Raw genomic sequence first — 16,935 nt, forward strand, 5'->3', positions numbered from 1 at the left:
GCGTCGCCACCTACGTGCAGATCGTCCAGCAGACCAAGCAGGCCCTACGACCGGGGCTCCTCGAACCCGGCGACAAGCTGCCCACCGCCCGCGAGGTCGTGGAGGCCACCGCCATCAATCCGAACACCGTGCTCAAGGCATACCGCGAACTGGAACGCGAGGGCCTGGTCGAGGCCCGCCGCGGCCTCGCACCTTCGTCCACAGGACGCTCACACCGCCCACACCCCCTGCGTACCGAGCTCGACGACTGCCTCCGGCGCGCCCGGTCCGCGGGCCTGGGGCGCGAGGACGTCGACGCACTCTTCACCGCCGTACTCGACGAGCACTTCCCGAAGGGGGGCCAGTGAGTTCCACCAGCACCACCCCGGCCGTCGCCCTGGAGGCGTCCGGCCTGGGCAAGCGGTACGGCAGGCGGGCCCCGGCCCTCGACGGCTGCTCCTTCCGGCTGCCCACGGGCCGCATCAGCGCGCTGGTCGGCCCCAACGGCGACGGCACGCTCCGGCAGAAACAGGGCAGGCACACGGCAGGTGCGGCCCTCCCAGCCCGGCTCGCGCCTCGCGACCGCGCACCCCCGTCCCAGGACCCACCTCACCCCCACCCCCGAGAAAATCACCCGCCCCCGCTCCACAGACCCCCGCGAGCCCTCCCCCGATATCCCGAACGCCATGTCGCCGTAACCGTTGGTTCAGACAGGCTTGCGAGGCTCGCTGGATGAAGCCCGCTGTGCCAGAGCCTTCGCCGCCGCCCGAGGGATCCGCAGGGAACGGGGACGCCCCGGTCGCCGCCGTGCTCCCGCTCGCCGCCTCCGACGCGCCCGTTTCGCTCCTGGCGCGGAAGAATGGGTCCATGAGCCAGTCGAACGCCCAGGCAGAGGTCCAGCACGTGCAGCCCTCCGTGGGCTCCATAGCCGCGCACCGCCCGCACACCGTGTCGGCCACCGTCTCCGATCTGGAACCCGACCTCGACGCCGATCTCGACGCGTACGAGGAGATCCCGGTCGACGGTGCCGCCCAGCTCCCGCAGGGCCGTTTCCTCGACCGGGAGCGCAGCTGGCTCGCGTTCAACGAACGGGTCCTGGAACTCGCAGAGGACCCGAACACCCCCCTCCTGGAGCGCGCGAACTTCCTCGCGATCTTCGCCAGCAACCTGGACGAGTTCTTCATGGTCCGGGTCGCCGGACTGAAGCGCCGTATCGCCACCGGCGTCGCCACCCGCTCCGCCTCCGGCCTCCAGCCGCGCGAGGTGCTGGAGATGATCTGGGCCCGCTCCCGCGAGCTGATGGCCCGGCACGCCGCCTGCTACCACGAGGACGTCGCCCCCACACTCGCGGAGGAGGGCATCCACCTGGTCCGCTGGAACGAACTCCAGGAGAAGGAGCAGGCCCGCCTCTTCACCCTGTTCCGGCACCAGATCTTCCCGGTCCTGACCCCCCTGGCGGTCGACCCGGCGCACCCCTTCCCGTACATCTCCGGCCTCTCCCTGAACCTGGCCGTGATCGTGCGCAACCCGGTCAACGGCAACCGCCACTTCGCCCGGGTCAAGGTCCCGCCGCTGCTGTCCCGCTTCCTGGAGTCCTCCCCCGGCCGCTACGTCCCCATCGAGGACGTCATCGGCGCCCACCTGGAGGAGCTGTTCCCGGGCATGGAGGTGCTGGAGCACCACACCTTCCGGGTCACCCGCAACGAGGACCTGGAGGTCGAGGAGGACGACGCCGAGAACCTCCTTCAGGCCCTGGAGCGGGAACTCATGCGGCGCCGCTTCGGTCCGCCGGTCCGCCTGGAGGTCGAGGAGTCCATCGACCGCGATGTGCTCGACCTCCTCGTGCGCGAGCTGAAGATCTCCGAGGCGGAGGTCTACCCGCTGCCCGGCCCCCTCGACCTCACCGGCCTCTTCCGCATAGCCGGCCTGGACCGCCCCGAGCTGAAGTACCGCAAGTTCGTCGCGGGCGTCCACCGCGACCTGGCCGAGGTCGAGTCCGCGTCCGCGCCGGACATCTTCGCCGCCCTGCGCACCCGTGACGTCCTGCTGCACCACCCCTACGACAGCTTCTCGACGTCCGTGCAGGCATTCCTCCAGCAGGCGGCCGACGACCCGGACGTCCTCGCCATCAAGCAGACCCTGTACCGCACTTCGGGCGACTCCCCCATCGTCGACGCCCTCATCGACGCCGCCGAGGCCGGCAAGCAGGTTCTCGTCCTGGTCGAGATCAAGGCCCGCTTCGACGAACACGCCAACATCAAGTGGGCGCGCAAGCTGGAGGAGGCGGGCTGCCATGTCGTCTACGGCCTCGTCGGCCTGAAGACCCACTGCAAGCTGTCCCTGGTGGTCCGTCAGGAGGGCGACACGCTACGGCGGTACAGCCACGTCGGCACCGGCAACTACCACCCGAAGACCGCCCGGCTCTACGAGGACCTCGGCCTGCTCACCGCCGACCCGCAGGTGGGCGCCGACCTCTCCGACCTCTTCAACCGGCTGTCCGGCTACTCCCGCCGCGAGACCTACCGCCGCCTCCTCGTGGCCCCCAAGTCCCTTCGCGACGGCCTCATTTCCCGTGTGAACAAGGAAGTCCAGCACCACCGCGCAGGACGTCCGGCCTTCATCCGCATCAAGGTCAACTCGCTGGTGGACGAGGCGCTCATCGACTCGCTCTACCGCGCGTCCCAGGCGGGCGTGCCGGTCGACGTCTGGGTGCGCGGCATCTGCGCGATCCGCCCGGGCGTCGCGGGCATGTCCGAGAACATCCGGGTCCGCTCGATCCTCGGCCGGTTCCTCGAACACTCCCGGGTCTTCGCCTTCGGCAACGGCGGCGAACCCGAGGTGTGGATCGGCAGCGCCGACATGATGCACCGCAACCTCGACCGCCGGATCGAGGCACTGGTGAGGATCACCGACCCGGCCCACCGGGCGGCCATCAACCGGCTGCTGGAGACCGGCATGTCCAGCGCCACCGCGTCCTGGCACCTCGGCCCGGACGGCGAGTGGACCCGGCACGCCACGGACGCGGACGGCCAACCCCTGCGCAACGTCCAGGAGATGCTCATAGACGCCCGGAGGCGCCGGCGTGGCACAGCAACACCTTGAACCGACGGATCCCCGGTCCGGGCACGTCGGGCCGCCGGGCCCCACCGGGGACGCCCTCGCGGGCTACCTGCGGGCCCAGGCCACCGAGTTCCTCCGCGCCCTGCGCCAGCACCGCGACCCGGGCGGTACGGCGGCGGGCGCGCAGGACCCGGTCGACGCGGCCCGGGCCCTGCGCCGCTCGGTCCGCCGCATCAGCTCCTGCCTTCACACCTTCCGCCCCCTCCTGGACCCCGACTGGTCGGAGTCCCTGCGCCCCGAACTGGCCTGGCTGTCCGGGACCTTGGGCATGGAGCACGCGTACGAGTCCCGGCTGGAGCGGTTGTTGCTGGCGCTGCACAGGCTGTCGGGGGCGGTGTTCCCGACGCACACGGTGGTGCCCGGACCGGACCGCGGCAACCTGACGGTGGGCGCGGCGAAAGCGGGCGCCCTCCTGGACCGCCGGCTCACCCTCGCCCGCACCCGGGCCCACAGCACCGCTCTCCAGGCCCTCGGCTCCTCCCGCTTCCACGCGGTCGCCGACAGCATCGCCGTACTGGCGAGCGAGGTCCCCCTGACGAGAACGGCCGTCACCACCGACCTCCACCCCCTGGCCACCGCCGCCCAGGAGCGTCTCGAAGCCGCGGTGACCACCCTGCCCCTGGTCACCGCGGGCAGCCCCTACAACGCCGAGGCCCTCGTCCACGGCCTCTCCCCGGACCCCTCCCCCCACCCCCAGGACGCCCCCTGGCACCAGGTCCGCCTCCTCCTGCGCCTGCACCGCTACGCGCGGGAGGCCCTCACCGGCGGCGATCCCGCGGTGGAGGTACGGCTCCTGACCGCGGGCCAGGCCCTGGACCGCCACCGGGACGCCTCGGAGGCCGCCGCCGAGGCCGCCGCCGCGGCCCGCACCCCTCGCATAGCCCCGGCCACCGCCTACGCCCTGGGTGTCCTGCACGCCGACCAGCGCCACGAGGTGGAGGCGGCCCGGTTCGCGTTTCAGCAGTGCTGGCAGAAGCAGACGGTCAACACCTGAAGAAGGCGGCGACAGGAAGGCGGCGACTCCCGTGACCGACACCGACACCCCGCAGACCCCCGTCCAGGCGGCCGGCTGCGTCCTGTGGCGCCGCTCCCCGGTCGACGGCGAGCTCGAGGTCTGCCTGGTCCACAGGCCGAAATACGACGACTGGTCGCACCCCAAGGGCAAGGTGAAGCGCGGCGAGGACGCCCTCGCCGGTGCGCTGCGCGAGGTCGAGGAGGAGACGGGTCACCGGGCCGTGCCCGGCGCCCCGCTCTCCACCGCGAAGTACTACGCGGGCGGCCGCGCCAAGGTGGTCCGTTACTGGGCGGCCGAGGCCGTCACCGGCGCCTTCACCCCGAACGACGAGGTCGACCGCGTGCTGTGGCTCTCCCCGACGGCCGCCAGGAACCGGCTGACCCAGCCCAAGGACCGGGCCCTGGTCGACGAGCTCCTGGTGCGCGTGATCGGCCACGACACGTAGGCCTCAGCCCTCCGTGTGTCCCTCCGCGTCCGCCCTGGCCTGGCTGCGGGCTCTGCGCGCCGGTCCGCGCCAGCCGCAGGTGCACCGGGCCAGGCAGAAACGGCCTTGTTCGACCATCTGCGTGTGGTGGGCCGGTCGGTCGGAGGGAGGTGGGGGGATCCTGTCCTGCTGCGCCACGCCGACAACGTTACCCACCTCCGGTAAAGGGCCGGTGTACGCGTGACGGGCCCTACCCGGCCGTCGTTATGCGAAACGACACGGGTCCTTGACGGACGTATCGGCTGGGGGTAGGCGGCGATGGCGAAGCGGCAGCAGAGGCGGGCCGGCGGGTCGGTCGTCGTCGCGGCGGTACTCATGGTCTGCGCCTGTGCCACGAGTTGTGCGGGAAGCGGCGCCGCGTTGGACGACGCGCGGGCGGCCGACCCGGTCGGCACCCTGCGCCGGGCCGCCGACACCCTGGTGGACGCGGGCAGTTCCAAGGCCCGTACGTCCATGGAGATGGCCACCGGCGGCACCCTGGTCACCATCCGCGGCGAGGGTGTGTACGACTACCGTGAGCGCCTCGGCCGGCTGAAGGTGATGCTGCCGCAGGACCCGGCCGGCACCAGCGAGCACCGGCCGATCACCGAACTCCTCGCTCCGGGCGCCCTGTTCATGAAGAACCGGGGCGCGGGTGTGCCCGCCGACAAGTGGGTGCGGGTCGACACCGCGACCCTGACCGACGGCAACCTCGTCACCGGCGGTGCCACCGATCCGCTGGTGGCCGCCGAGATTCTGCGCGGTACCAGGACAGCGACGTACCTGGGCGAGTCCGAGCTCGCGGGGACCGAGGTGCGGCACTACCGGGGCACCGCGGACCTCGTGGCCGCGGCCAAGGGCGCCCCGAGCGCCGACAAGGACGTCCTGGCGGCGGCGGCGAAAGGGTTCGCCACGGCAGCGGTGCCCTTCGACGTCTACCTCGACGACCAGGGCCGTATCCGCAAGGTCCGGCACCGCTTCAGCTTCGTCAACGGACAGCGGCACGGCACCGTGGCGGTCGCCTCGACGACCCTGCTGTACGACTTCGGGACCGCCACGGACGTACGTCTGCCGGCCGCCCGGGACATCTACGCCGGCAGGATCGCCGAGGAGTGAGCGGCCGTGACGGGCCTCAAGGACTAGCCCGTCCGTGCCATGCGCGGTGTGTAGGCCGCTCCCTACTCTAGGAAGTCGGTACGGCAGAGAAGAGGTGATGCGCGTGGCTCCGGTCGGCGGTACGGCGGTTCAGGACCACGTGGCCCTCGCCGAGATCGAGCTGTGCGGAGAGCTGATCATCGCGGCCTCGGCCGCGGACGACCGGCTCAGCCCGGAGAGCATCGACGAGGTGCTGAAAGTGGCCGAAGAACGCGCGAGCGCCCCCGGCAAGTGAGCCGGGGGCGCCCGTCCCGTCGTAGGGGAAGGCCGGTCACGTCCGCAGCAGACGGCCGATCGCCTTCGTCGCCTCCTCGACCTTCGCGTCGATCTCCGCGCCGCCCTTGACGGCAGCGTCCGCGACGCAGTGCCGCAGGTGTTCCTCCAGGAGCTGCAGGGCGAAGGACTGCAGGGCCTTGGTCGAGGCGGACACCTGCGTGAGTATGTCGATGCAGTAGACGTCCTCGTCGACCATCCGCTGCAAGCCGCGGATCTGGCCCTCGATCCGGCGCAGGCGCTTGAGGTGCTCGTCCTTCTGCTTGTGGTAGCCGTGCGTGACGTTTTCGGCCACTGCCTCGGAGGGCGCCGTGGCGCCGGTGTCGGTCGTCGTCATCGCGTCCTCACAACCAGGGGCATTCCTATACCCCTCCTGGGTATATCGTACCGAAGTTTCCCGGGTATAGGGCCTGCGGACGGCCCCCGTGCCAACCACTGTGCCCGATGGGCGACACTGGGGGACGGCCCATTAGCCGTGGCCGGATGATGCACTTAGCATCACCCTGACCGAAACCGATGCACCCCGAGGACCCCTTGTGCGCTTTCGTCTGACCCCCAGGGAGACGAGCTTCTACGACATGTTCGCCGCCTCCGCGGACAACATCGTCACGGGCTCGAAGCTCCTGATGGAACTGCTCGGCGCGGACACCGCCGGCCGGGCCGAGATCGCAGAGCGTATGCGGGCCGCGGAACACGCCGGTGACGACGCCACCCACGCGATCTTCCACCAGTTGAACTCCTCGTTCATCACGCCGTTCGACCGCGAGGACATCTACAACCTGGCGTCCTCCCTCGACGACATCATGGACTTCATGGAGGAGGCCGTCGACCTGGTCGTCCTCTACAACGTCGAGGAACTCCCCAAGGGCGTGGAGCAGCAGATCGAGGTGCTCGCGCGGGCCGCCGAGCTCACGGCCGAGGCCATGCCGCACCTGCGGACCATGGACAACCTCACCGAGTACTGGATCGAGGTCAACCGGCTGGAGAATCAGGCCGACCAGATCCACCGCAAGCTGCTCGCCATGCTGTTCAACGGCAAGTACGAGGCCATCGAGGTCCTCAAGCTCAAGCAGATCGTGGACGTCCTCGAAGAGGCCGCGGACGCGTTCGAGCACGTGGCGAACACGGTGGAGACCATCGCCGTCAAGGAGTCCTGACCTCTTCCATGGACACCTTCGCTCTGATCGTGACCATCCTGGTCGCGCTCTTCTTCACGTACACCAACGGCTTCCACGACTCGGCGAACGCGATCGCGACCTCGGTGTCCACGCGAGCCCTGACTCCGCGGGCCGCGCTCGCCATGGCAGCGGTCATGAACCTGGCAGGAGCCTTTCTCGGCTCCGGGGTCGCCAAGACCGTCAGTGAGGGCCTGATCGAGACGCCGCAGGGCTCGCAGGGGATGGCCATCCTCTTCTCGGCCCTGGTCGGCGCGATCGTGTGGAACCTGGTCACCTGGTACTTCGGCCTGCCCTCCTCGTCCTCGCACGCGCTGTTCGGGGGGATGGTGGGGGCCGCGCTCGCGGGCGGCACCGAGGTGCTCTGGAACGGTGTGCTCGACAAGGTCGTCATCCCGATGTTCCTCTCGCCGGTCGTCGGTCTGGTCGCCGGTTACCTGGTGATGACGGCGATCCTGTGGATGTTCCGGCGGGCCAACCCGCACAAGGCGAAGCGTGGTTTCCGCATCGCGCAGACCGTGTCCGCGGCCGGTATGGCCCTCGGGCACGGTCTCCAGGACGCCCAGAAGACCATGGGTGTCGTGGTGATGGCCCTGGTGATCTCCGGTCACGAGACGTACGGCGACCCGATCCCGGTTTGGGTGAAGATCGCCTGCGCTCTGATGCTGTCGCTGGGCACCTACGCGGGCGGCTGGCGCATCATGCGCACACTGGGCCGGAAGATCATCGAACTCGATCCGCCGCAGGGCTTCGCGGCGGAGACGACCGGTGCGGCGATCATGTTCACCACCGCGTACCTGTTCAAGGCGCCGGTGTCGACGACCCACGTCATCACCTCGGCGATCATGGGTGTCGGTGCCACCAAGCGGGTCAACGCGGTCCGCTGGGGCGTCGCCAAGAACATCGTCCTCGGCTGGTTCATCACCATGCCGGCCGCGGCGATCGTGGCCGCCTGCGCCTACGGCATCGTGCATCTGGCATTCCTGTAGGAGCCGTGCACGTGATCGGGCCCGCCCCCGGAATCCGGGGGCGGGCCCTCTGTGTCCTCGCGGTGGCACCGCCATGCAGCACCGCGAGGGGTCTTGGTACGGCGGCTCCGGCTCAGCCGAAGCGGCCGGAGATGTAGTCCTCCGTGGCCTGGACCGACGGGTTGGAGAAGATCCGCTCGGTCTCGTCGATCTCGATCAGCTTGCCGGGCTGACCGACCGCGGCCAGGTTGAAGAAGGCCGTACGGTCCGAAACACGCGCCGCCTGCTGCATGTTGTGCGTCACGATGACGATCGTGAAGCGCTCCTTCAGCTCACCGATGAGGTCCTCGATGGCGAGGGTGGAGATCGGGTCCAGGGCCGAGCAGGGCTCGTCCATGAGCAGGACCTTGGGCTCCACCGCGATCGCGCGGGCGATGCACAGACGCTGCTGCTGACCGCCGGAGAGACCCGAACCGGGCTTGTTCAGGCGGTCCTTGACCTCGTTCCAGAGGTTCGCGCCCTTGAGGGACTTCTCGACGACGTCCGCCAGCTCGCTCTTCTTGTACGAGCCGTTCAGGCGCAGGCCCGCCGCCACGTTGTCGAAGATCGACATGGTGGGGAACGGGTTGGGGCGCTGGAAGACCATGCCCACCTCGCGGCGGACGGACACGGGGTCGATGCCGTGGCCGTACAGGTCCTCGTCGTCGAGGAGCACCTTGCCCTCGACCCGGCCGCCCGAGGTGACCTCGTGCATCCGGTTGAGCGTGCGCAGGAAGGTCGACTTGCCGCAGCCGGAGGGGCCGATGAAGGCCGTCACCGAGCGCGGCTCGACCGTCATCGAGATGTCCTCGATCGCCTTGTGGGAGCCGTAGTAGGCGGTGAGCCCGCTTACGTCGATTCGCTTCGCCATGACTACTTCACTTCCAGATCAGTCGCTGTGGTCGCGTCAGCGACCGGTCTTCGGGGCCTTCCAGCGGGCGATGCCGCGAGCCACCAGGTTGAGGATCATCACGAAGGCGATCAGCGTCAGCGCCGCCGCCCACGCACGGTCGTACGCCGCACCGGAACCCGCGCTGTTCGCGTACTGCTGGTAGATGAACAGCGGCAACGACTGCTGCGCGCCCTCGAAGGGGTTGGTGTTGATGAGCGAGTTGCCCCACACCAGCAGCAGCACCGGCGCGGTCTCGCCCGCGATACGGGCGACCGCCAGCATGATGCCGGTCGTGATGCCGCCGATCGAGGTCGGCAGGACCACCTTCAGGATGGTGCGCCACTTCGGGACACCGAGCGCCAGGGACGCCTCGCGCAGCTCGTTCGGGACGAGCTTGAGCATCTCCTCCGTGGAGCGGACCACGACCGGCATCATCAGGATGGCCAGCGCGAGCGAGCCGGCGAAGCCGAAGGGCTGCATGTCGAACATCAGCATGATCGACAGGATGAACAGGCCCGCGACGATCGAGGGGATACCGGTCATCACGTCGACGAAGAACGTGACGGCCTTGGCGAGGTTGCCCCGCCCGTACTCGACGAGGTAGATCGCGGTGAGCACACCGACCGGCGCAGCGATCAGCGTGGCGAGGCCGACCTGCTCCAGGCTGCCGAGGATGGCGTGGTAGATGCCGCCGCCCGGCTCGGTGTCGGAGACCAGGCCCATCGAGTGGGTCAGGAAGTAGACGTCGAGGACCTTCACGCCGCGCACGACGGTCGTCCAGACCAGGGAGATCAGCGGGACCAGGGCGATCAGGAAGGCGACCCAGACCAGCGCGGTCGCGACCCGGTCCTTGGCCTGCCGGCGCCCCTCGACGCGGGACGCGATGACGTACGTGCCGAGGACGAACAGGACCGCGGCCATCAGGGCCCACTGGATGCTGCTGTGCAGACCGGCGGCCGCGCTGATGCCGAGCCCGAGGGCGACGGAGCCGGCGCCGATGGCGTACGGGCTCCACTTGGGAAGGCGGGCGCCGCGCAGGGTGCTGCGGGGCTTGTCGGCGATGACGGCGTTGCTCATGCGTTGGCCCCCGAGTACTCCTTGCGGCGGGCGATGATCATGCGGGCCGCGCCGTTGACCAGCAGGGTGATGACGAACAGCACCAGACCGGAGGCGATGAGCGCGTCCCGGCCGAGGTCGCTGGCCTCACTGAACTTGCTGGCGATGTTCTGGGCGAAGGTGCCGCCGCCCGGATCGAGCAGACTGGCCTGGATGGTGAAGGTCGGGGAGAGCACGGTGGCCACGGCCATCGTCTCGCCGAGCGCACGGCCGAGACCGAGCATCGAGGCGGAGATCACGCCGGAGCGGCCGAAGGGGATCACCGCCATGCGGATGACCTCCCAGCGGGTGGCGCCGAGGGCGAGGGCCGCCTCCTCGATCATCTGCGGGGCCTGGCGGAAGACCTCGCGGCTCACGTTGGTGATGATCGGCAGGATCATGATCGCGAGCAGGATGCCGACGGTGAGCATCGAGCGGGGCGCCCCGCCCTGCCAGTCGAAGATGCCGGTCCAGCCGAGGTAGTCGTCGAGCCAGCCGTAGAGGCCGTTCATGTGCGGGACGAGGATCAGGGCGCCCCAGAGGCCGTAGACGATCGACGGCACGGCGGCGAGCAGGTCGATCACGTAGGCGATCGGACCGCTCAGCCTGCGGGGGGCGTAGTGGGTGAGGAACAGGGCGATGGCGACCGCGATCGGGACCGCGATGACCATGGCGATGATCGAGGAGACGACCGTGCCGAAGGCGAGGACGGCGATGCCGAACTTCGGCGGGATCAGACCGGTGTTCCACTCGAAGGTGGTGAGGAAGTTCGCGTCGTCCTTGCTGATCGCGATCGAGGCGCGGTAGGTGAGGAAGACGGCGATCGCGGCCATGATCGCCAGCAGCAGGATGCCCGACCCGCGGGAGAGACCGAGGAAGATCCGGTCACCGGGTCGGGTGGCGCCGCGGGCCGCGCGCTTCTGCTCGGCCTCGGTCTGCTGGGGGGTGGGAGGGGGTGCGTCGGTTATCTGTGTGGTGTCCATCGGGTTCTCCGGTCTGCTGAGCCGCGTGTTATGTGCGGCTCCTGGCGGCGGTGCACCGGACGGTGTGGTCGGACCGGGGCCGCCGAAGCGGGCCCCGGTCCGACCACACGCTCAGGTCAGCTCAGGCCCTCGATGGTGGTGCGGACCTTGGCGATGATGTCGTCGGGGATCGGCGCGTAGTCGTTGTCCGCGAGAACCTTCTGGCCGTCCTCGGAGGCGATGTAGCGCAGGAACGCCTTGGTGGCGGCCAGGGTGTCGGCCTTGTTGCCCTTGTCACAGGCGATCTCGTACGTCACCAGGGTAATCGGGTAGGCGCCCTCTGCCTTGGTGGCGTAGTTCAGCTGAAGCGCCAGGTCGGAGCCGGTACCGACGACCTTGGCGTCGGCGATGGCCTTGGTGGCGTTGTCCACGCTCGCCTCGACCGGGGCGGAGGCGCCCGTGTCGATGCTGACCGGGTTGATGCCGTCCTTGGCGTACGACAGTTCCATGTAGCCGATCGCGCCGGAGGTCTGCTTCACCTGCTGGGCGATGCCGGAGGAGCCGGACGCCGACTGGCCGCCCTCGGCCTGCCAGGCCTTGCCGCCCGAGTAGGGCCAGTCGCTCTTGGCGGTGGCGATCAGGTACTTGGTGAAGTTGTCCGTGGTACCGGAGTCCTCGGAGCGGTGGAACGCCTGGATCTTGAGGTCGGGAAGCTTGGCGCCGGGGTTCAGCTTCGCGATCGCCTGGTCGTTCCACTTGGAGATCTTGTTGTTGAAGATCTTCGCGAGCGTCGGGGCGTCCAGCGTGAGCTTGTCCACGCCCGGGACGTTGTAGCCGATCGCGATCGGGCCGCCGACCATCGGGAGGTCGATGGCCTGCCCGCCGGAGCAGACCTTCTTGGAGGCGGTGACCTCTTCCGGCTTCAGCGCCGAGTCGGAACCGGCGAAGGCGACCTGGCCGTTGGTGAAGGCGGTGATGCCGGCGCCGGAGCCGGAGCCCTTGTAGTTGATCTGCACACCACAGGCCTGGGTGAACTGCTTGACCCAGGCGTCGATCGCGTTCTTCTGCGCGGAGGAGCCGTCGGCCAGCAGCTGGCCCTTGGCGCCGTCGCACTTGATGTTGCCCGCGGCCGCGGTGGCGGACGCGTTGCCGCTGCCGCCACTGCTGGTGTTGTCCGAGCCGCACGCCGTGAGGGCCAGGGCGCCGGAGACGGCGAGAGCACCGAAGGCGAGGGCCCGCCGGTTCTTGCGCTGAAGCTTCACTTGAGTTCCTTCCAGGAGCCGCCGTCCTGAATCCGGCGGCGTGCGCGAAGTCTGAGAGATGCGGATGCGCTTTCACGGCGCAACACACATCGCGTAAGGCCGAAATTAGGCAGATCAGGTGAAGGCGTTCATGGCCGGAAGTGAACGGGGGGTGAACCCCTGCAGAAGGTGCGGTGAGGTCACGGAACGCTTACGTCGAGGGCACAGTGTGATTCCGGAACCCACCAGGGAACCCTCACCCCCACAGTCCCGTCTCGTCCCAGGGAAGCCCACGCGGCCGACGAAAGGCACGGACACATGGAACGGCGTACGTTCATCGGGGGCGGCGCGGCCGCGATCGCCGCGATCGGCACGGCCGCCTGCGACGGCGGCAAGAGCGCCGGCACCGCACCCAGCACCTTCGGCCAGTCCCTCTCCTCCCGTACGCCCGCCGCGGCCGCCGCGAACTGGACCGCCCTCGGCCACGACCTCGACGGCACCCTGGTCCGCCCTGGCGACGCGAACTGGGCGACCGCCCGGCAGCTCTACAACACCCGCTTCGACTCGCTGAAGCCCGCGGCGGTGGCTTACGTGGCGCACGCCGACGACATCCGCACCACGCTCGCCTACGCCCGCGCCCACGGCGTCCGGGTGGCGATCCGCAACGGCGGCCACTCCTACGCCGGCTGGTCCTCGGGAAACAACCGGCTGATCGTCGATGTCTCGAAGCTGAAGCGCGTCCGCGCCTCCGGCGGCACCGCCGTGGTCGGCGCCGGCGCCAAGCTGATCGACATCTACCGGGCCCTCACCGCGAAAGGCGTGACCATCCCCGGGGGCTCCTGCCCGACCGTCGGCGTCTCCGGCCTGGTGCTGGGCGGCGGCCACGGCGTGGCCTCCCGGGCCTACGGCCTGACCTGCGACAGCCTCACCCGGGCGACGCTGATCACAGCCGACGGCAAGGAACTGACCGCCGACGCGTCCACCAACAAGGACCTCTTCTGGGCCCTGCGCGGCGCGGGCAACGGCAACTTCGGCGTGGTGACCGAACTGCACTTCAGGACCCACCCGGCCCCGCAGGGCGTGACCGCGTACGCGACCTGGCCGTGGTCGAAGGCGGCCGCCGTGGTGCGGGCCTGGCAGGAGTGGGGTCCCGGCCAGCCCGACGAGATCTGGTCCTCCTGCCACCTGGAGAACGGCGGCTCGCCGTCCGTGGCGGTCGCGGCGTTCTCCATGGGCACCTACGGCGAGCTCCAGAACGCCCTCGACCGCCTGGCCGACCGGGTCGGCTCACCGGCCCGCAGCGTCTCACTGCGGCGGCACTCCTACGAGAGCGCGATGGAGGCGTACGCGGGCTGCTCGTCCTTCTCCACGGACGCCAAGTGCCACCTGCCCGGCTCCACCCCGAACCGCGACCCGCACGGCGCCCTCGGCCGTGAGACCTACGCGGCCCGCTCGGACTTCTTCGACCGCTCGATCCCGGCGGCCGGCATCCAGACCCTGCTCAGGCAGATCGCCGCGGCCCGGGGCGGCTCGGGCAGCATCGCCCTGACCGCCCTCGGCGGAGCGGTCAACCGCGTCTCCCCCACCGCCACGGCCTTCGTCCACCGCCGCTCCCGCATGCTGGCCCAGTACATAGCGTCCTGGAGGTCGGGCACGACGGGCACGACGGCCCAGTCCTGGCTGGCGGGCGCCCACGACGCGATGAAGCCGTACGCCTCGGGAGCGGCCTACCAGAACTACACGGACCCGACGCTGAAGGACTGGCGCAAGGCGTATTACGGTGACGCGGCGACCAAGCTCGCCAAGGTGAAGAAGCAGTACGACCCGCAGGGCTTCTTCACGTACCCGCAGTCGCTGTAGCGGTAGTTGCAGCTTTCGCCGGCTACGCGGCGAGGTCCCGCTGGGAGGCCGGAGTCTCCTGCCGGGCCCCGGAAATCACCGACGCTCCCCGCCCGCCGTCTCGCGCGCGAACGATCCACGCCCCCTTCGACGACCTCTCGACGGCCCTCATCAAGGGCGTGAGAAGGGCCATCGCGAGCGGCGACAGCAACAGAGCCACCGCGGTCCCGAGCGCGAACCCGCCGATGACGTCCGTCGGGTAGTGCACCCCCATGTACACCCGGCAGAACCCTTCGAGCAGCGCCAGCACGATCCCGACGAGCCCGAACTTCCGGTTGGCCACGAACAGTCCGACCGCCATCGCCATGGTGATCGTCGCGTGGTCGCTCACGAAGGAGTAGTCGGTCTTCCCGGCCACCAGGACCTCGAGCCCCTCATGGGTCCGGAACGGCCGGGGCCGCTCGACGAACCCCCTTATGGGCACGTTCACCAGCACGGCCAGCGCGGCGGCGAGCGGCGCCCACAGCAGCGCGGCCACCGAGGAGGCGGCGTCCTCACCCCCGCGCCGGCGGCCCGACCACCAGCACCACAGGACGAGCAGCACCATCCCCAGCAGGATGCCGTACTCCCCGACGTACTCCATGACCCGGTCGAACCAGTGCGGGGCGTCCTTGGCCAGGCCGTTGATGTCGTAGAGCAGGTCGACGTCGGGGTTCGACCCGGATTCGGCGAGAACAGCCATGGTGCTGCGGCCCCTTCGTCGTCTTTCCCGGCGTACCCATGTGCGCTCGGCTACGTCCCCAGGAACGCACGGCTCCCGTTAATACGTTCCACACTCCACTGAATGATCACGCAGACGTTATCGAAGAGAGACACATCGCCGCAGCTCAGGGGGTGAGTTTCACGCTCGGTCACACCGTCGTCGGCAACGCTTTCGCGCCATCTTCGGTGACCCGGGTGGCGCCGAAGTACTCAGAAGTGTCGATCGGGTCGAACCGGATCACAGCACCTGTTCTCGGTGCGTCGATCATGTATCCGCCGCCCACATAAATCCCCACATGGTGGATGGCGCGCGAATTGCTGAGGTCCTTGGAGAAGAACACCAGGTCCCCCGGCAACAGTTCACTTCTGGCCGGATGCGGGCCCGCGTTGTACTGGTCGTTCGCGACCCGCGGCAGCGTGACGCCCACACTCGCGTACGAGGCCTGCGTCAGCCCCGAACAGTCGAAGCGCCCGCCCTGCTCGGCGGTACCGGTCCCGCCCCACAGATAGGGCGTCCCGAGCTTCTTCTGCGCGTAGTAGATGGCACCGGCGGCCTGCCTGGAGGGATCGACGCGGGTCGTGGGCGCCGCGAAGCTCTCCTCCAGGGTCGTGATGGTCTTCACGTAGTTCTGGGTTTCCGCGTACGGCGGCACGCCCCCGTACTTGATGACCGCGTAGGCGCCCGCGTTGTAGGAGGCGAGCATGTTCTCGGTGATGTTCCCCGGGACGTTCTTCACGTAGGACGCGAGCGAGCAGTCGTAGGAAGCCGCCGAGGGAATCGCGTCGTTGGGGTCCCAGACGTCCTTGTCGCCGTCGCCGTCGCCGTCGACCCCGTGCGTGGCCCAGGTCCCCGGAATGAACTGCGCTATTCCCTGCGCGGCCGCGGCGCTCTGGGCCCTCGGGTTGAACCCGCTCTCCTGGTAGAGCTGGGCGGCGAGCAGGGCCGGGTTGATGGCGGGGCAGAGGTTGCCCCACTTCTGCACGAGCGGCTGATAGGCGGCCGGAACAGCCCCCTTGGCCAGCGTCCTGGTGGCTCCGCCGACCCCGCCCGCAAGGTTGCCGGCGACGACGTAGACCCCCACGACGAGCAGCATCACGAAGCTGAGCCCCGCCCCGAGAACGGCGCCCGCAACGAGCCACGCCTTACGCACCGTCAACCGCCCCTCAACGACCGGGAGTCCGCCCGCGTCAGTCTAGGAGCTTCCCCGAAGGAAGCCGGGGTACTCGGCCGGGTCGGCGCAAAGATCAGCGCACGGCGTCACGGTGGAGCGCGGCGGCCTCGGCCCCCAGCATCACGCTGTACGACACGTCGGGCGTGGCCCCGCCCTGCTCGTGCCCGCCCACCACCCCCACGACCCGCCCGTCCCCGTTCACCCAGGGACTGCCGCTGGTGCCCCCTGTGAAGTCGGGGCACGCTATTCGCTGCTGCGTGCGGCTGTGCACGGTCGGCTTGTTGGTGCAGCTGATCGGCAGGTCACGGGAGGAGGGGTACCCGATGACCGTGACGGCGGTGGCCCCGGTGGCGGTGCCGGTCGCGACACCGTTCCCGCCGACGACGTCCTGGACCTCCCCCTCCACCGTGGCGAAGGCGAGGTCGCTGTCCTCGTCCTGCCCCTCGGACCACCCCTCGGGCAGATACCGCGTCAGCACCCTCCATCTGCCGTACGGCGCCTCGCCGTCCCGGTATCCGGGCACGAACACGAGGTCGTCGTCGCCGTCGAGACAGTGCGCGGCGGTGACGAGGAGGTTCCGGTGCGGGCTGCGGACGACGGAGGCGGTGCAGTGGTGCCGGCTGCCGTTGAACAGGGGTCCCACGCGGGCGGTCGGCGCGTTCGCCGCGGCGACCGTCGTCATCCCGAAGGGCCCCGCCCCGTCGTCGGCGGCCGCCTCGGAGGCGGAGGTGACGGTGAGCAGGACAGCGGCGGCGTGGAGAGCGAGACGTGGCGTGCGCTTCACG

The 16,935-nt window shown here is 69.7% G+C and carries 17 protein-coding genes and 1 pseudogene; 10 read left to right on the forward strand and 8 right to left on the reverse strand.

Going from position 1 to position 16,935, the window contains the following annotated elements:
• Positions 1–14 precede the first annotated feature (14 nt).
• From ACIRP7_RS42075 to ACIRP7_RS42105, 7 genes and pseudogenes are all read left to right on the forward strand, one after another.
• Complete coding sequence (locus ACIRP7_RS42075) at positions 15–347, forward strand: GntR family transcriptional regulator (protein WP_403671199.1); 333 nt, start codon at positions 15–17, stop codon at positions 345–347.
• Positions 344–493, forward strand: a pseudogene (locus ACIRP7_RS42080) (ABC transporter ATP-binding protein); the annotation flags it as partial. The gene ACIRP7_RS42075 and the pseudogene ACIRP7_RS42080, both read left to right, overlap by 4 nt.
• 218 nt (positions 494–711) lie before the next feature.
• Positions 712–3,081: an RNA degradosome polyphosphate kinase gene (locus ACIRP7_RS42085; protein WP_403671202.1), complete on the forward strand. Its 2,370-nt coding sequence runs from the start codon at positions 712–714 to the stop codon at positions 3,079–3,081.
• Positions 3,062–4,093 (forward strand): CHAD domain-containing protein, encoded by a 1,032-nt coding sequence (locus ACIRP7_RS42090; RefSeq protein ID WP_403671204.1) that lies wholly within the window; start codon positions 3,062–3,064, stop codon positions 4,091–4,093. Before ACIRP7_RS42085 ends, ACIRP7_RS42090 begins: the two co-directional genes overlap by 20 nt.
• A gap of 31 nt (positions 4,094–4,124) precedes the next feature.
• Positions 4,125–4,559 carry an NUDIX hydrolase gene (locus tag ACIRP7_RS42095; protein ID WP_403671207.1) on the forward strand — a complete coding sequence of 145 codons (435 nt, stop codon included), beginning with the start codon at positions 4,125–4,127 and terminating at the stop codon, positions 4,557–4,559.
• Positions 4,560–4,856: 297 nt separating this feature from the next.
• Positions 4,857–5,693: a hypothetical protein gene (locus tag ACIRP7_RS42100; protein ID WP_403671211.1), complete on the forward strand. Its 837-nt coding sequence runs from the start codon at positions 4,857–4,859 to the stop codon at positions 5,691–5,693.
• Between the two features lie 97 nt (positions 5,694–5,790).
• A complete protein-coding gene (locus ACIRP7_RS42105; protein ID WP_352391663.1) occupies positions 5,791–5,967 on the forward strand; it encodes a hypothetical protein in 177 nt (58 codons plus the stop codon).
• A gap of 36 nt (positions 5,968–6,003) precedes the next feature.
• Here the strand turns inward: ACIRP7_RS42105 and ACIRP7_RS42110 are convergent, their stop codons facing one another.
• Positions 6,004–6,342 (reverse strand): metal-sensitive transcriptional regulator, encoded by a 339-nt coding sequence (locus tag ACIRP7_RS42110; protein ID WP_352391662.1) that lies wholly within the window; start codon positions 6,340–6,342, stop codon positions 6,004–6,006.
• A 199-nt stretch (positions 6,343–6,541) separates the two neighbouring features.
• Between ACIRP7_RS42110 and ACIRP7_RS42115 the strand changes: the two genes are divergently transcribed.
• Together ACIRP7_RS42115 and ACIRP7_RS42120 are read left to right on the forward strand one after the other, a co-directional pair.
• Complete coding sequence (locus tag ACIRP7_RS42115; RefSeq protein WP_007383023.1) at positions 6,542–7,162, forward strand: DUF47 domain-containing protein; 621 nt, start codon at positions 6,542–6,544, stop codon at positions 7,160–7,162.
• 8 nt (positions 7,163–7,170) lie between these two features.
• On the forward strand, positions 7,171–8,169 hold the full coding sequence (locus ACIRP7_RS42120) for an anion permease (protein WP_403671216.1): 999 nt from the start codon (positions 7,171–7,173) through the stop codon (positions 8,167–8,169).
• 112 nt (positions 8,170–8,281) lie between these two features.
• Here ACIRP7_RS42120 and pstB read toward each other — a convergent pair whose 3' ends face one another.
• The 4 genes from pstB to pstS all read right to left on the reverse strand — a co-directional run bounded on the left by pstB (position 8,282) and on the right by pstS (position 12,398).
• The gene (pstB, locus tag ACIRP7_RS42125) at positions 8,282–9,058 is read right to left on the reverse strand and encodes a phosphate ABC transporter ATP-binding protein PstB (RefSeq protein WP_403671218.1); all 777 of its coding nucleotides are present in this window, start codon (positions 9,056–9,058) and stop codon (positions 8,282–8,284) included.
• 36 nt (positions 9,059–9,094) lie between these two features.
• Positions 9,095–10,156 (reverse strand): phosphate ABC transporter permease PstA, encoded by a 1,062-nt coding sequence (gene pstA, locus ACIRP7_RS42130; protein WP_403671221.1) that lies wholly within the window; start codon positions 10,154–10,156, stop codon positions 9,095–9,097.
• Positions 10,153–11,157: a phosphate ABC transporter permease subunit PstC gene (gene pstC, locus ACIRP7_RS42135; protein WP_403671223.1), complete on the reverse strand. Its 1,005-nt coding sequence runs from the start codon at positions 11,155–11,157 to the stop codon at positions 10,153–10,155. Before pstC ends, pstA begins: the two co-directional genes overlap by 4 nt.
• A 116-nt stretch (positions 11,158–11,273) precedes the next feature.
• Entirely contained in the window at positions 11,274–12,398 is a 1,125-nt protein-coding gene (gene pstS, locus ACIRP7_RS42140; RefSeq protein WP_403671225.1) for a phosphate ABC transporter substrate-binding protein PstS, read from the reverse strand.
• Between the two features lie 297 nt (positions 12,399–12,695).
• Here pstS and ACIRP7_RS42145 point away from each other — a divergent pair, with 297 nt between their 5' ends.
• Positions 12,696–14,237: an FAD-binding oxidoreductase gene (locus ACIRP7_RS42145; protein WP_403671228.1), complete on the forward strand. Its 1,542-nt coding sequence runs from the start codon at positions 12,696–12,698 to the stop codon at positions 14,235–14,237.
• A 22-nt stretch (positions 14,238–14,259) separates the two neighbouring features.
• On the opposite strand, the gene ACIRP7_RS42150 is transcribed toward ACIRP7_RS42145, so the two are convergent.
• The 3 genes from ACIRP7_RS42150 to ACIRP7_RS42160 form a co-directional block, all read right to left on the reverse strand.
• Positions 14,260–14,958 carry a phosphatase PAP2 family protein gene (locus ACIRP7_RS42150; protein ID WP_403671231.1) on the reverse strand — a complete coding sequence of 233 codons (699 nt, stop codon included), beginning with the start codon at positions 14,956–14,958 and terminating at the stop codon, positions 14,260–14,262.
• A gap of 169 nt (positions 14,959–15,127) precedes the next feature.
• Positions 15,128–16,135 carry an NlpC/P60 family protein gene (locus ACIRP7_RS42155; RefSeq protein WP_403671234.1) on the reverse strand — a complete coding sequence of 336 codons (1,008 nt, stop codon included), beginning with the start codon at positions 16,133–16,135 and terminating at the stop codon, positions 15,128–15,130.
• An 88-nt stretch (positions 16,136–16,223) separates the two neighbouring features.
• A complete protein-coding gene (locus ACIRP7_RS42160) occupies positions 16,224–16,934 on the reverse strand; it encodes a trypsin-like peptidase domain-containing protein (protein WP_403671237.1) in 711 nt (236 codons plus the stop codon).
• Position 16,935: the final 1 nt, after the last annotated feature.

Source organism: Streptomyces sp. NPDC102270 (assembly GCF_044766405.1).
Taxonomy (GTDB): Bacteria; Actinomycetota; Actinomycetes; order Streptomycetales; family Streptomycetaceae; genus Streptomyces.

Bases quoted from the DNA above. Each gene is read 5' to 3' on its own strand.
- pstB (WP_403671218.1), bottom strand. From the start codon at position 9,058: ATGGCGAAGCGAATCGACGTAAGCGGGCTCACCGCCTACTACGGCTCC.
- ACIRP7_RS42150 (WP_403671231.1), bottom strand. From the start codon at position 14,958: ATGGCTGTTCTCGCCGAATCCGGGTCGAACCCCGACGTCGACCTGCTC.
- ACIRP7_RS42110 (WP_352391662.1), bottom strand. From the start codon at position 6,342: ATGACGACGACCGACACCGGCGCCACGGCGCCCTCCGAGGCAGTGGCC.
- ACIRP7_RS42145 (WP_403671228.1), top strand. From the start codon at position 12,696: ATGGAACGGCGTACGTTCATCGGGGGCGGCGCGGCCGCGATCGCCGCG.
- pstC (WP_403671223.1), bottom strand. From the start codon at position 11,157: ATGGACACCACACAGATAACCGACGCACCCCCTCCCACCCCCCAGCAG.
- ACIRP7_RS42085 (WP_403671202.1), top strand. From the start codon at position 712: ATGAAGCCCGCTGTGCCAGAGCCTTCGCCGCCGCCCGAGGGATCCGCA.
- ACIRP7_RS42105 (WP_352391663.1), top strand. From the start codon at position 5,791: ATGCGCGTGGCTCCGGTCGGCGGTACGGCGGTTCAGGACCACGTGGCC.
- ACIRP7_RS42100 (WP_403671211.1), top strand. From the start codon at position 4,857: ATGGCGAAGCGGCAGCAGAGGCGGGCCGGCGGGTCGGTCGTCGTCGCG.
- ACIRP7_RS42120 (WP_403671216.1), top strand. From the start codon at position 7,171: ATGGACACCTTCGCTCTGATCGTGACCATCCTGGTCGCGCTCTTCTTC.
- pstA (WP_403671221.1), bottom strand. From the start codon at position 10,156: ATGAGCAACGCCGTCATCGCCGACAAGCCCCGCAGCACCCTGCGCGGC.